The organism is Pantoea sp., assembly GCF_028283705.1.
GTDB lineage: Bacteria > Pseudomonadota > Gammaproteobacteria > Enterobacterales > Enterobacteriaceae > Pantoea.
This window is the reverse complement of the sequence record NZ_JAPWKD010000034.1, coordinates 272270-286829: the sequence shown is the minus strand read 5'-3', so window position 1 is coordinate 286829 and position 14560 is coordinate 272270. Positions and strand designations below refer to the sequence as shown.

General features: G+C 52.4%; 12 protein-coding genes and 1 pseudogene. 3 read left to right on the top strand and 10 right to left on the bottom strand.

What is annotated here, in order from left to right:
- Positions 1-11 precede the first annotated feature (11 nt).
- The 3 genes from PW844_RS28145 to PW844_RS28135 all read right to left on the bottom strand — a co-directional run bounded on the left by PW844_RS28145 (position 12) and on the right by PW844_RS28135 (position 4960).
- Positions 12-1994 (bottom strand): hypothetical protein, encoded by a 1983-nt coding sequence (locus tag PW844_RS28145; RefSeq protein WP_299459768.1) that lies wholly within the window; start codon positions 1992-1994, stop codon positions 12-14.
- 67 nt (positions 1995-2061) lie between these two features.
- Positions 2062-3795 (bottom strand): hypothetical protein, encoded by a 1734-nt coding sequence (locus tag PW844_RS28140; protein ID WP_299459765.1) that lies wholly within the window; start codon positions 3793-3795, stop codon positions 2062-2064.
- A 217-nt stretch (positions 3796-4012) separates the two neighbouring features.
- Positions 4013-4960, bottom strand: a complete 948-nt coding sequence (locus PW844_RS28135; protein WP_299459762.1) for a sensor domain-containing diguanylate cyclase — start codon at positions 4958-4960, stop codon at positions 4013-4015.
- A gap of 366 nt (positions 4961-5326) precedes the next feature.
- Here PW844_RS28135 and uxuA point away from each other — a divergent pair, with 366 nt between their 5' ends.
- The 3 genes from uxuA (at position 5327) to PW844_RS28120 (ending at position 8929) form a co-directional block, all read left to right on the top strand.
- Entirely contained in the window at positions 5327-6391 is a 1065-nt protein-coding gene (uxuA, locus tag PW844_RS28130; RefSeq protein ID WP_299459760.1) for a mannonate dehydratase, read from the top strand.
- A gap of 226 nt (positions 6392-6617) precedes the next feature.
- On the top strand, positions 6618-7676 hold the full coding sequence (locus tag PW844_RS28125) for a sugar ABC transporter substrate-binding protein (protein ID WP_299459757.1): 1059 nt from the start codon (positions 6618-6620) through the stop codon (positions 7674-7676).
- An 8-nt stretch (positions 7677-7684) separates the two neighbouring features.
- Positions 7685-8929, top strand: a complete 1245-nt coding sequence (locus PW844_RS28120; RefSeq protein ID WP_299459755.1) for an LVIVD repeat-containing protein — start codon at positions 7685-7687, stop codon at positions 8927-8929.
- 36 nt (positions 8930-8965) lie between these two features.
- Here the strand turns inward: PW844_RS28120 and PW844_RS28115 are convergent, their stop codons facing one another.
- The 7 genes and pseudogenes from PW844_RS28115 to PW844_RS28085 all read right to left on the bottom strand — a co-directional run bounded on the left by PW844_RS28115 (position 8966) and on the right by PW844_RS28085 (position 14552).
- Positions 8966-9658, bottom strand: a complete 693-nt coding sequence (locus PW844_RS28115) for an amino acid ABC transporter permease (RefSeq protein WP_299459752.1) — start codon at positions 9656-9658, stop codon at positions 8966-8968.
- A 19-nt stretch (positions 9659-9677) separates the two neighbouring features.
- Positions 9678-10371, bottom strand: a pseudogene (locus PW844_RS28110) (amino acid ABC transporter permease).
- A 70-nt stretch (positions 10372-10441) separates the two neighbouring features.
- Complete coding sequence (locus PW844_RS28105) at positions 10442-11260, bottom strand: transporter substrate-binding domain-containing protein (protein ID WP_299459750.1); 819 nt, start codon at positions 11258-11260, stop codon at positions 10442-10444.
- Between the two features lie 20 nt (positions 11261-11280).
- Entirely contained in the window at positions 11281-12018 is a 738-nt protein-coding gene (locus PW844_RS28100) for an amino acid ABC transporter ATP-binding protein (RefSeq protein WP_299459748.1), read from the bottom strand.
- 31 nt (positions 12019-12049) lie between these two features.
- Entirely contained in the window at positions 12050-12616 is a 567-nt protein-coding gene (locus tag PW844_RS28095; protein WP_299459746.1) for a peroxidase-related enzyme, read from the bottom strand.
- A complete protein-coding gene (locus tag PW844_RS28090) occupies positions 12613-13095 on the bottom strand; it encodes a hypothetical protein (protein WP_299459743.1) in 483 nt (160 codons plus the stop codon). Before PW844_RS28090 ends, PW844_RS28095 begins: the two co-directional genes overlap by 4 nt.
- Positions 13092-14552 carry an NAD(P)/FAD-dependent oxidoreductase gene (locus PW844_RS28085; RefSeq protein ID WP_299459740.1) on the bottom strand — a complete coding sequence of 487 codons (1461 nt, stop codon included), beginning with the start codon at positions 14550-14552 and terminating at the stop codon, positions 13092-13094. Before PW844_RS28085 ends, PW844_RS28090 begins: the two co-directional genes overlap by 4 nt.
- Positions 14553-14560 lie beyond the last annotated feature (8 nt).

The window sequence follows — 14560 nt, the reverse complement described above, 5'->3', positions numbered from 1 at the left end:
GGCAGCAGAATCTAAAACTCAGGGATATGCTGTCGCAACAGTTCCGACATTTCTGCGCCATTCTCACCGTAAAAGTCATCGCTCATCATCAGCAATAAAGTTACCGCCGGTCGGTTTACGGATTCCCCGAGAGAGCTGATCCATGCAGGTGGTAACGTATCCGGGGAATATTTGTCAGCATCACTGATAAACTTCCCGGCAATGCCACATAGCAAAAATTGATATTCTGGGGTGGTTATACACTTAGGCGCAGAGAACAACCGGATAAGCATATTTGCCAGGATCAACGAGGCAATGCATTTCTCCAGTCCGACAGAAAGCCTTCGTTGCGCCAGGCCTAAAGACTCACTCACCAGCGCCCCCAATGTGCGACGATTATTTTTATACTCAAGAGGTAAAAGCATTTCTTCCAGTAACTCAAAATCACTTTCTGAGGTCAGTTCAAACGGTTTCTGAGTTTTCCTGGTCAGCAGCGCAATCAGATGATCGCGAATCTCCGCTGCCCGTGGTGCATTTTCCCCCTCAGGCCCTGCATCAAAAGAAAAAATCGCGTGAATAACTCCTCTGAGTTTTGTTCCGCAGTCCTGCCACCGTGATGCTAATCCGGGAAAAGATTGCAGATGTGAGCTGAGATTTTCATCGCTAAGAGCAACGGTCTTAATGTGATTATTCTGGCGATCATAAGCTAATAGCTGGAGATTGCGCGGGATTAGCTGCTGATTGATCAGCTGTTCAAACTCCTCAGCCGGAAGGTATATCGCCTGCCCCTGTTCCGCGCAATAAAAAAGCACATCGTTACTGCCGGCCTTGTCAAACTGCTGGCAAAAATCCATTAATTCTTTACGCGCAGAATGCTGGTTCATGACTCGGCGTGACACCGGTAGCTGATTAGCCAGAAACTCATATTCAGGCAGCGTGGTCGGATCCAGATGGTTGAGTATCGTCGCGATTGCCGCATGTTGATTCATCGTCAACCCCCGGAGACGAAAATGCGGAAGCAACACTTGTTCATTAAATCGCTTTATCTCAGCCGAATGCGGATAAAACTCATCCATATTGAGCAGTACCGATTGTTGCAGGGAGCGGGAATATTGCAGGGCTTTTGCCATCAAAGGCAATTGAGTGAATTTTTGTGCTATCTGTTCTTTCTGGTCACGGCGTACCGGGGTGTTGTTGATGCTATTTAATGAATTAAACATCGCAGCCCCCAATCGAGGGGTGCAATCAGGGGTCAGATTTTCCAGGATTTGTTGTGTGCTGGCGAAATTATCGTCACTTAACGTCATGTCTCCCTTACCGTAACCAGGAAAAGTCGAGTCATGAAACTCATTTTTTCCGAGCATAACCACATTTCGCAACCAGATATCTTTAAACACAACGTCTTTTGCAAACTTAACATTTTCCAGAACTAATTTATTGGCACAAACGCCAGTGAATTTAACATCCGTCAAAATATAGCGTAATGGATACCTGACGCTAAAGGCGACATTTTCCATAATGACATCGGTAAAATTTACGTCATAAATATCCTGTAACTCAGGATCTGAAAACACCAGATTTTTTACCCCCCCTTTATTCATCCTAAGACCAGATAAATCAAAAGAATCTAGCCGCGATGCCTTCTCATTGCAGAGTCCGTCGATAATAGTGTTATTCCAGAAAATCTTACCAATCTCGAAATGACGCCAACGTAAGGAGTAATCCTTCGCTGTTAGCAGGCAATTTTTTAATTCACTACCTGGATTGAGGAACCGCGGATTATCCACATAGGGATCGATAAATTTTTTATTTTCAAAATACAGTGGCTCAGTATATTGGCCCGTAAACTCATGATCGACCAGCGTCTCTGATTCTTTCTCAGGCTGCTGTGCTGCCAGGTTTGACACGGGTATCACTGTGGTATTACCTACTGATAATGATGGCTGAGGAGTGATACTTTGAGAATGCCCGGAATTATCCACCGGGGAACTACCACTAATAAACATATCTGACATAGTCTATTTTCCTGAAGTGATTGTTCTGAATACAGGAGTCTGTTATGCCTCCTGCTGCAAACCGGAATCAGAAAACAGGGCTGTGCTGGTGAATAAGTCTGGAGATAACCGCATCGTTATCACTGATAAACTGCAGCGAGTTAATAAGTAATAACGCAGAGACCGTGCGATTTTCATTAATATGTGAAATCACGGTATCTACCCCATCAGCCAGCGACGCATTTGGGGCGTAATCATAAGCATCAATCAGAAATTGTTTTGCGAAATCGAGAAACCAGCTGTAACTGGCACTGTCTGTACTGCAAAGTGTTGGAGAAAATAGGTTGGCAAATACACGCGTCAGCAGAATAGCGGCGACAAATTTTTGCTGTTGAGGAGCAAGCCCACTACTTGCCAGCTTCAGATGGTTGCAAACCCGTTCAATCAGCACGGCTCTTTTATTACGGGCATCATCAGATTCATCGGTTATATCGCTCATCAAAGGTGTGAATAATTGTTTAAGCAGATAAACATCGCCAATATCATCGAGGTTGAGTTTTCCGTATGCACTCTTAGTAAGCTGCGCCAACATCAGACTCCCCAGGCGGAGTATATCATCCTGGCGTGCTTCCATATGTGCAGGGACATTAAACAATCGAGAAAGGACTTCCGTCAGTTTACTACCACGACCGCTCCAGAGTGATTCAAGTGCAGGGCTGTTCTGTAGCAACGTTTGCCGTTTCTTATCGATCAATGGCGTCATCATGATTCTTCCATCATCACAGGTTAAAAGGCGCGCATTTTCCGGTACCGTCTCACCCGCGATGAGGCTGTCGAATTCATTGGCGGAAATATAGATAGCCTGTTCTGACTGCGGGAAATAAAAAATTACGCCCTCTTTTGACGACTTATCAAACTTCCTGGCACATTCCATAAATGCTTTTAACATGGGATGTTTATTCATAGTCTGTCGCACGTCCGGCAATTGGTTAACCAGGAACTGATATTCGAGTAGTTTTTCTGGTTCCATTTTACTGAGGACAAGTGTCAGATTGGCCTTTTCTTCATTTTTTATCAGCGACTGAGCGTGATAATTGATAAGTTTATCTTCCAGAAAACGTGTTATCGCCTCTGACTTTTCAGGCGTTTTTAACAAATGGGACAACATCGATTGCCGCAGTGCATCGGAATGCGCTAATGCATAATCCAGCTCCGGCATATCACGAAACAACTCCACTACCTGCTCTTTAAAGTCACGATGCAATGTTGTATTAATTATGCTTTCTATCGATTTGAACAGCATAGCAGGCTCGCAGGAATAATTATCATCACACAGATTATCGAAAGTTTTTTGCAGGTCGGAAAAATGCTGCCGACTTAATTTAATCACCCCATCTTCATAACCACCAAATCTTGCCTCACGTAATTTAACCGGACCGGAAAAATACAGATTTTCAATTCCCTTCACATTGATAAAACTTGTCCATTTGGTGAATTCAACATATGCCATTTCAACGTTTTTCGCCTCTATACCATTGAAATTGCACCCCCTGATTTCTAATGACTTACCTCGCTCCCCTGGAAACGCCACATCGAAAAACATGTTGCCACTGAAGTCAGCGTCAAACAGTACGCTATTTTTAACACCGGGTAACACCTGGCCGTGAAAAACTTCGTTGGAAAATACATTCTTTTCTGTGGTTGCATTTGAAAGTGGTGTTTCGGTGCTATTTGTCACTCTAATGGGTATTGCGGGTGCTGTATTATCTGTTTGCCCGGCAGTTGTGTTGACGACAAGCGTGCCGATAGACATTTCTGACATATTATTTCTCCATTAATATTCGTACTTTATTTTCTTTTATCCACAAAGAAGACCATCGCAAGTCGGGGGAGAAAAGATGAAAAGTGCGCAACACTAAATCATAATGATGTCATGAGTGATATATAAGAAAGATGATAATATGAATTCCCGGTCCCGGTTTTCTGAGTGAAATATGAAATCAGAGAAATCAGCAATTCTGACTATTCCAGACGGGCAGTTACGGCACTAAACCAAACCCCTGCTTGCCATTTTTCTTGATGCTGTACATGGCTTCATCAGCACGCGTCAGCGCCGCAGTGAAATCATCATGCTCCTGCACCTGGGCAATGCCGATTGAGGCGCCAATCTGCGCCATACCGTTATCCAGTTCAAATGGTGCGAGTGCCGCATCCAGTACCGCCTGCGCCATGATACGCACTTTGGGATAGTCGATCAGAAACGGCATCAGCAACACAAACTCATCACCGCCAATACGACCAATCACCACGTTCGGCGGCACGGCGTCGCGCATACGCTGGCTAAGCTGAATCAATACTTCATCGCCACTGCGGTGTCCCAGGGTGTCATTGACGTGTTTGAAGTTATCCAGGTCGATATAGGCCACACACAGCGGCCCCTGCTTTTTTATCTGGCTAAAGTGGGTTAACAACGCGTGGCGATTGGTGAGACCGGTAAGTGGATCGTGATTGGCCAGTGTCGAAAGCTGCGCCTCATAATTCTTCTCTTTGGTCATATCAATATGGGTGCCCGTTACCTTCATCGGATTACCCTGTTCATCCCATTCGGTGACGCGCCCGCGATCCAGTACCCAGGTAATTTTGCCGCTTTTGGCGATCATGCGATGCAGCGCTTCATAATAAGGCGCGCGACCTTCAATATGATCGTAAAACGCCTTCAGCACCTCATCTGCATCCTCGGGATGCAGGTGTTCACGCCAGACTTCAAACTTCGCGCTCAGCTCTTTCGGCTGGAAACCCAGCATCGCTCCCCAGCGCCGGTTAAAAATAACCAGTTTGCCGCTGGGAATATCCAGCTGCCACAAACACAGCCCGGTGCCATCGAGCGCAGCACTGAGCTTATTGCGGGCATCATGCGCGATACGCTTTAGTCGCGAATTATGCTTTTTCAGGTTTTGAATCTGCTGGAGCAGCGCTTCATCGGACATGATTTATGGAGGGAGAGAAATAAGGTTTATTGTGCCTGCCAGGAATATTCTGTAAATGATCCAGGTAAAAAGCCGATTAGCAGCGGTAAATTGCCGGAAAATAAGAGGTTAACCCTTAATAGATCACTAATCGCAGTTAACCACGCTGTTTATAACAATTTATGGTAGTGGATCAGACATTTCTAAGTTCTGATTAGGATTGAATTCTCGCCAACATGGGTTCAGCTGTGCGCACACTCTCCCTCGCGCAGGATAAATGCGGTTCTGTGACGACGATCATGAGTTGATCGCTGCAGGGGCTGTCATCATGAATACTAGAATGGTAGTTTATCAGTTATCACAGACACGATGACGGTGGATGACATTATGCAGCTGACAATGCGTTGGTTTGGTCCGAAAGAAGATAAGGTTTCGCTGGAATATATTCGCCAGGTTCCGGGGGTCCGGGGTATCGTCGGCGCGCTGTACGATGTGCCAGTGGGTGAAACCTGGCCGAAGGATAAGATTAAAGCGCTGGTGGATCAGGCACAGGCTGCCGGTCTGACAGTGGAAGTGATCGAAAGCGTCAATATTCATGACGACATCAAGATCGGCCTGCCAAGCCGCGATGGTTATATCGAGAATTATAAGCAGAGCATCCGCAACCTGGCCGAAGTCGGCGTAAAGGTGATTTGCTATAACTTCATGCCGGTATTCGACTGGATGAAGACCGAGATGAACTACGTGCTGCCAGACGGCTCCATCACCATGGCGTTCGAGAAAAAAGGTATCGATAAAAGCCTCGATGAAGTGGTGCAGGAGGTGCTGGGCAGCTCTAACGGTTTTGCTCTGCCAGGTTGGGAACCCGAGCGTCTGGCGAAAGTGCAGGATCTGTTTGCGAAGTACGAAGGGGTGGATGATGCGAAGCTGCGTGAAAACCTGGCGTATTTCCTCAAAGCGGTGATCCCGGTATGTGAAGAAGTCGGCGTGAAGATGGCGATTCACCCGGATGATCCGCCGTACTCCATTTTCGGCCTGCCGCGCGTGGTGAAAAATCGTGACGATCTCGACTGGATTTGTAACGTGGTCGATTCGCCAGCCAACTGCATTACCCTGTGCACCGGGTCGATTGCCGAAGATCCGCAGAATGATGTGTATGCGATTCTGGCCGAATTCTCACGCCGCCAACGTATCCCGTTCGCCCATGTGCGCAATATCAAAATCATTCAGGACAAAGATTTCTACGAGTGTGCCCATCCCACCGAGTACGGCTCGCTGGATATGTACCAGGTACTGAAGTCGATGTACGACAACGGTTTTGACGGCTATATCCGCTCCGATCATGGCCGCTTTATCTGGGGCGAAACCGGTCGTCCGGGCTATGGACTCTATGACCGCGCGCTCGGCACCACCTATCTACTGGGCCTGTGGGAAGCACTGAGTAAACGTTAGTCCAGGTGCGCATAAATGCGCACCTTACAATCCAGGGTCGGGATTCATCCCGACCTGCCTCATTGTCCCACCCGCAAACCTAATGATTTATCTGGCATTACTTATGCCTTTTCCTTGATTGCCAACCTCGTGCAGAGGATGAAAAATCCGCTCAGAACGCCCGCCAACCACAATAAAAACCGGCGGTGCGCCAAAGCGTCTCATCCATCTTATTCGGGGAAATTGCATGAAATCATTGGCCGTACCCTTTTTGACGCTGAGCCTGCTCAGCTCTGCCGTCAGCGCCGCACAGGCACCGCTTCCCGCGCCACTGGCACATCATCAGGGACCGATTCGGGTGGCGGTCATTCGCAACCTCGGTTCGGACGATAACACCACCCAGTTTGTCGCCGGAGCCATTCAGCAGGGCAAACAGCTGGGCTTTAAAGTCAGCACCTTTTTGAGCCAGGGTGACGATGCGCGTTTCCAGGATTTCGTGAACCAGGCCATCAGCCAGAAATATGACGGTATTATCCTGTCTCAGGGCCGCGCCCCCTACTCCACCGATCTGGTGAAACGCATTCATGACAGCGGTATCGCGCTCTCGGTATTTGATACCGCCGTTGATAAGGTTCCCGCAGGCGTCACGGTGACACAGCAGGATGATGCTTCACTCACCGAGCAATCGCTGCAACCGCTGATCAAAGACTTCAACGGCAAAGCCAATATCATCAAATTGTGGGTCGCGGGCTTCCCGCCGATGGAACGCCGTCAGGCAGCCTGGGAGCAGATCCAGAAGGCCAACCCGGGAATTCATGAACTGGAGTCGGTGGGGGCCGTCTCTGCCGATGTGCAGGGCGATACAGCCAACAAAGTCGGCGCGCTGCTGGCGAAATACCCAAAGGGGAAAATCGACGCTATCTGGGGCACCTGGGATGCCTTTAGCCAGGGCGCGTACAAGGCGTTGCAGGAGAATGGACGCACCGAAATCAAACTCTACAGCATCGATATCTCCAACGGCGATTTGCAGCTGATGCGCGAAAAAAACAGCCCGTGGAAGGTCAGCGTGGCGGTCGATCCGAAGCTGATTGGAGCCGTTAATATGCGCCTGATTGCCCTGAAGCTGGCGGGAGAAACCACTCCGGCCAGCTATGACTTTAAAGCCGCCGCCATTCCACAGGCACTGGTGACCGGCCAACCCGGAGCCGCCAACGTTGCCGCACTGCAAAAGGTGATTCCCGGCTGGGGTCAGAGCAGTGATTTTGTCGCGCCCTGGTTCGCCACCCTCGCCGCCAACGCGCAGTGAGGCCGAACATGACTTCCTCGCTCCCCACTCCGGAATACAGCCGCAATATGCGGCTGATTGGTCACAGCGATCAGGGTGGTCGCCCGGATGGCGTTCAGGTAATGGTGCATCGCGGCTTTGCCTATGTCGGCCATATGGTCTCACAAGGCTTTAGCGTGATTGACGTGCGCGATGTACGTCAGCCCAAAACCGTAAATTTTGTTGCCGCACCACCCGGTACCTGGAACGTGCATTTGCAGGCGCACGACAATTTGCTGCTGGTGATCAACGCCCGCGATCTGTTTGCCGATGCCCGCTTCGCTGATGAGAAAGTCTATTACACCCGTGCGGTGGGCCAGACCACGGCAGATATTCAGGAAAAAAGCTGGCAATCCGGGCTGCGGATTTTTGATATCTCTTCCCCGGCGCAACCGCGTGAAATCGCCTTTCTCGTGCTCGACGGTATCGGCATTCACCGTATCTGGTATGTCGGCGGACGCTGGGCCTACGTCTCTGCGTTGATTGAGGGGTTCAGCGATTACATTTTGCTGACCATCGATTTAGCCGATCCACAACGTCCTGCGGTGGCCGGGCGCTGGTGGCTGCCCGGAATGCACACCGCCGGGGGCGAGACGCCAGACTGGCCGGAAGGCAAACGTTATGCCTTGCACCACGCCATTATCAGCGGTGATACCGCCTATGGCTGCTGGCGTGATGGCGGATTAACGTTGCTGGATGTCAGCGATCGTACGGCACCGCAGTTAATCAGCCATCGCAACTGGAGTCCGCCGTTTGGCGGTGGCACCCATACCGCATTGCCGCTACCAACACGCAATCTGCTGGTGGTGCTGGACGAAGCGGTGCTGGATAACCAGCAGGATGGCGAGAAGCTGATTTGGCTGTTTGATATTCGCGCACCTGCCAACCCGGTGAGCATCGCAACCTTTCCCCAGCCGAATGAGCGCGATTACGTGGCAAAGGGTGCCCATTTTGGCCCGCATAATCTGCATGAAAATCGACCCGGTAGCTTTGTCAGCGACACGCTGATTTTCGCCACTTATCAAAATGCTGGCGTGCGCGCCTATGACATCTCCAATCCTTATCAGCCGAAAGAAACCGGTGCGCTGGTACCCGCTGCTCCGGCACGCATGATGGATACCCGCCCCGATCGTCCGCAGGTGATTCAGAGTTGTGATGTGTTTGTCGATGCCGGAGGGATTATCTACAGCACCGATTACAACGGTGGGCTGTCGATTATTGAATATCTGGGATGAAAAACCGCGCCGCACAAACGGCGCGGTTTATACGGGTCAGCTGCGAACGCGCAACTTCGCCTCGATGATATCGGCGATCCTGGTGACCAGCCAGGCAATCACCATGTAGAACACCACCGCAATCAGGAAAGCTTCCAGATAGTAGAAGTTCAGCGCGGCGGTAAGCTGTGCCTGAGCGAAGATATCCACCACTTCGATGGCAAAGGCCAGCGACAGCGCTTTCATGATCACCATAAAGGCGTTCGCCAGGTCCGGGATTGCCGCCACGATAATTTGTGGGAACATCACCCGACGGAATAGCTGGCCATCGGTATAACCCAGCGACTGCGCCGCATCCGATTGTCCGCTATCAAACGAGTTCAACGCCCCTTTCCACACCTCGGCCTGGAAAGCGGCCACGCAGGCACTGAGCGCCACGATGATAATCACCCAGTTCGGCAGCGAGTGGGCATTCACTTCAATACCAAACAGCGTGGCAACGAAATGCAGCGCCGGTGGCAGGCCGTAATAAGCCAGGAAAATCACCACCACCATCGGCACACCTTTGAAGGCAATTTTGTACGCCAGCACCAGCTGACGCAGCACCGGCAGGCGCTTATGCTCAACAAAGGCGAACAAGCCGCCAATCAGTGTGGAACAGATAAACACGGTAATAGCCATCGCCAGCGTAACCGGCACCGCATCCAGAATGCTCCAGAAGTCCGGCAGCAAAACCTCAATATCAAACATAATCGGTGTTCTCTCTCTGTCAGACGCTGGCGGTGAACTTCACCGGGCTGGCCGCCGTTTTCGAGTTGTATTTGGCGTGACGTTGCTCGAAGAAACGGACGATCAGCCAGGCACCCAGGCAGAGCAATGAATAAAGCACCGCCAGCACCAGATAAGTGCCGAACTGATACTGGTTGTAATCACGCTCCATAATCAGATGCGCGGTTGCCATCACATCGGCCGCGCCGATATACATCACCAGCGCCACGTTGTGGATCAGGTAGATGATGGCATTGCCGTAGCCGGGCAATCCGATATGCAGCGCCTGCGGTCCGACGATGCGCCAAATTTTCTGCCGGAAGCTGTAGCCCATGCGTGTCAGCGGCATCATGCTGGCCGCGCTCCACGGCCAGAAACGCCGGACGCATCACTTCGGAGAGATAGCCGCCGTGGTAGAGGCTCAGGCCTACCATCGACGCCACCGTGGCCGACATAAAATCGCCCACGCCGAACGACTCCAGCACCAGCGGCAGGCCATAAAATGCCACAAACAGTTGCAGCACCACCGGAACACTGCGCGCGTAGGAGACGTAGAGATCGGTCAGCTGGCTAATCACCGGGATGCGACGCACACGGAAGGTTGTCGCGATCAGTGCCAGCACAAAGCCGACAATCATCGCGACCAGCATAATGGCGAGCGTTAACGGCAAAGCCGACAGTAGCTCGGGAATCATGGTCGAAAGATTCACTGTGAAACACTCCTGAAAAAAATGTCAGCTTTGCACCAGGGTTTCAGGTGAACCGTTATTTCATGTACTTGACGATATCTTCGCCGAACCACTTCTGTGACAACTTATCGAGCGTGCCGTCCGCTTTCAGCTCTTTCAGCGCCTCGTTCACATCGTCATTCAGCTTTTTATTCTCGTCAGAGCGGTGAATCAGGACGTAGGTGTTGTTAATGGCAACCGGCTCACTGGCTTTGATCGCCAGCTTCTGGTTGTCGATAACGGTTTGCTCACCGAGGTTGGAAGGCAGAATCAGCGCATCATATTTGCCATTCTGTACTTCTTTCAGGCGGTCCGGATAAGGCACACCGGCGCTGGAGGCTTTGATGTCGATCTTGTCGCTCGGGTTTTCCTGCTGCCACTGCATAACAAACTTGTAGACGCCACCACCGGCGGTTACCGGAACGATATTCTTACCCACCAGATCCTTCATACCGTTGATATTGCTGTCTTTACGGCTGTAGATCTTCATCAGGCTGGCACCGATCGGATTATCGGGGATCAGAAACTGTTTGCTGCGCGCCGGAGCCTTGTAGTAGCCGCCGGTCGCCATATCATATTTGCCGGTTGCCAGGCCGGTTTCCTGAGCGATATCCGCCGCACCTTCCATAACAAATTTGTACTGGGGCAGTTTCGCGTTGATGGCTTTCAGTACATCCGGCTCATAACCCTGCGGTTCAACGCCGATAGCGCCCCACGACAGCGGCTTGGATTCTGCCGCGGTGGCGATTTTGATGGTGCGCACCGATTCCGCATAGCTGGTGGCGGCACTGAGTAACGCGATGGTCACGATACCCGGCATTGCCAGGCGACGTAATGTTGTTTTGATTGCAGGCATGTCTTTGATTCCTGTAATTATTAGAGTACGTGTTCTGAATTGAGGAACTGTGCAAGGCGTGGCAGGCTCGGGTTATCAAAAATCTCTGTCGGGCTACCCTGCGCCGCGACAACACCCTGATCCATAAACACAATGCGGTTGGATATACTTTTGGCAAACTGCATTTCATGCGTCACCAGCAGCGATGTAATGCCGGAAGACGTCACGTCTTTAATCACTTTCAGCACTTCTCCCACCAGCTCAGGGTCAAGCGAGGAAGTGGGTTCATCGAACAACATCACATCCGGGCGCAGCGCCAGCGCACGCGCAATGCCGGTACGTTGCAGCTGACCACCGGAAAGCTGAGAGGGATAGTGATCCTGCTTACCACCGAGACCGACCCGATCCAGCTCCTGAACAGCGATAGCGCGCGCTTCCTGCTTCGATTTACGCTGCACCGCGATCAGGGGGTCCATCACGTTTTCAATCACCGTCATATTTTTGAACACGTTGAACTGCTGGAAAACCATCGCGGTACGCAGACGGATGGCCTGAATCGCGGCTTTGTCCGGCGACTGATAATCCATCGCAATCTGGTCAAACGTGATGCTGCCTGACGTCGGTTTTGCCAGGTAGTTAATGCAGCGCAGCAGCGTGGTTTTACCGGTGCCGCTCGGGCCGATAATCGATACCACGTCACCACGCTTTACCGAGAGATCGACCCCTTTCAGAATCGGCGCGCTCCCGTAAGACAGCTTAATATCGTTGAGTTCAAGCATTTGTGTTCATGTCCTTGCGGGTGAAAGACGGTTATTTCTCAATGCTGGCGTGGCCGAGCACGTGCATCAAACGGTTGGCCCAGCCAAAGATGGCGATGGCGTGGATCAGGTCGATAATTTCGTGGTCATCCATCCCCTGCTCACGTAGCGCAGCCACATCTTCCGCTGTTGCCTCTGACGGCGTGACCGACAGACGACGGGCAAAACGATAAATAGCCGCATCACGCGGGCCTAGGGTGTCAGCTTTGTCGAAGTACAGCGCACTCACCAGCGCATCGCTTTTGGTTAGCTGCGCATGGCGACGGGCATGGACCACGGCGCAATATTTGCAGCCGTTTACGATGGAAGCGCCCAACGCGCCCAGTTCACGATCGGCCCGATCCAGCCCGCCATCGACATACATAATGGCGTTAAACAGTACGGTCCGCGCCGTGTAACTCTCCGGATCGTGCGCCAGAGTGCGCACATAATCGGAGATCTTCTTATTTGATGGCGTCACCTTCATCGCGTCGAGCTGCTCCGGTGTGGCCTCAGCGACATCAACCGGCGTGATATAGGGATGCCAGTGCAACGGCTTGAGGCTGACTAACGGAATCATACGGACCTCATCAAACGTAAACCGGACACCACACGCGTCTGGAAATTAACGAAGGCGATCAGTTCAGACAACGCCACAATTTGCGGATTGTTCAACCCGGCCTGCTCCAGCAGACGGATATGGCTGGCCTCGGCGGCAAACGGGGTGTTGGTGACCAGGTCAGCGTGGCGGACAATGGTCGCCAGCGGCTCGGCCAAATCCGTCTCACCGTTTGCCAGTGCCAGCAGCGCAGCGGAGGGAGACAGCTGTGCCAGCTGGGCGGCGTAGTCAGCCAGCAGATGCGCATCACCATTCAGCGCAACCATGCGATGTGCCAGCGCCACACGCAGATCGGCAGCCAGTCCCTGATCCTGCTGTGGAGCCAATACCGACTGGCGGCACTGCTCGGCACCATCAACAAACTCCGGGCGAAAACGGCGGGCACGATACAGTTCATCCTCTGGTGTCAGCCCGGCGGACTGATCAATGGCGTCGATCACAACGCATTCTCCTGTTTGAGTAAGGGTGTGGAATCCACCCATTCATCGCCCTGCAATTCAGGGGTGTCAAAAGCCATCAGGCTGTCGAAGTGCTGCTCAACATCCTCGGCGAACAGCGAAGCCGCAATGCCTCGCACCAGGCGGTCGGCACCGGCGCTGACCGCCGGAATATCGCCAGACACTTTGCCGTGCGTCAGCATCGCCGCATCGTTGAAACAATGGATATGCGCCAGCAGCGGACAGCTACCCGGCTGACGCTCGCGAAACTCAAAGGCTGGCCCCAGATCTGGCGCTTCCAGCATGCTGGTGCGTGCTGCCCCCATTTCCGCCTGGTAGCGACCATCGGCCCAGCTGCGGATATAAGGTGCGATGGCAGCAAACTCCGGGCGACCGTTAAAATCGTTAGTGAAACCGGTCGCCGCGATCAGATAGTCGTATTGCAGCGCGCCCTGGGTGGTTTCAATCACCAGCCCCTCGGCTTGCTGCTTAACCGCATTGATGCCGCAATCGAGGAAGAAACGCGCATTGGCATGGCGTGAGACGCGTAGCGTGGAGGAACGTGGCGGCGGCGTTTGCGTCGAGGCGGTGTAATCAACAAATTTCCATTTCCACGCGTCCGGCAACTGATGCATCCCGTGCACTACGCCCTGGCTGCCGATGCCGGTCATCTTGTTGATACGCGGCATCTGTTTACGACGAATCAACAGATCCACCGCGCCCGCACCGTTTTCCAGCGCCGTCGCGGCGTTGTCCATTGAAGAAGCACCGGCTCCAATCACCGCCACCCGCTTGCCCTGCAAGGCGGAAAAATCGATGTCATCAGCCGAATGCGCCCAGAATTTGCGATCGATGCCCTGCAAAAAGTCCGGTACGGCAAAACCACCGAGGCCCGAACGCCCGGTCGCCAGCACCAGACGGCGCGTATAAACGCGGCCGGTTTCGGCACCGGTGAGATCCAGCGCAATCAGGTCACCTTCAGCGGCGATGGCTGTCATGCGCACGTTGTTGCGCACCGGCAGATTCAGTACTTTGCGATACCAGATCAGGTAATCCATCCACTGATCTTTAGGGATTTTGTCCAGCGCCTGCCAGGCCTCAGCGCCCCACTGCGCAGTAAACCAGGCGCGGAAGGTCAGCTGCGGCAAGCCGAGCGATGGACCATGCAGGCTTTTGGGCGAGCGCAGTGTCTCCATGCGGGCAAAGGTAACCCATGGCCCTTCCAGCCCGGCCGGAGCGGCATCATAAGCCACCACGTTAGTGATGCCGGTCAGCAGCAATTTTGCCGAAGCGGCCAGCCCGCACATCCCTCCACCAATCACGACGACATCGCGTACCGGCGCACCATGGTGAGTGCGCGCAGGCACCCAGGCTTTGGCCGGTAATTCGAGGAATTCGAGATCCTGCTGAAGCTGTGCTTCAAGCGCGGTAAGACCGCTGGGCTGTGCTGCTGTCGTCATGGTGTTGT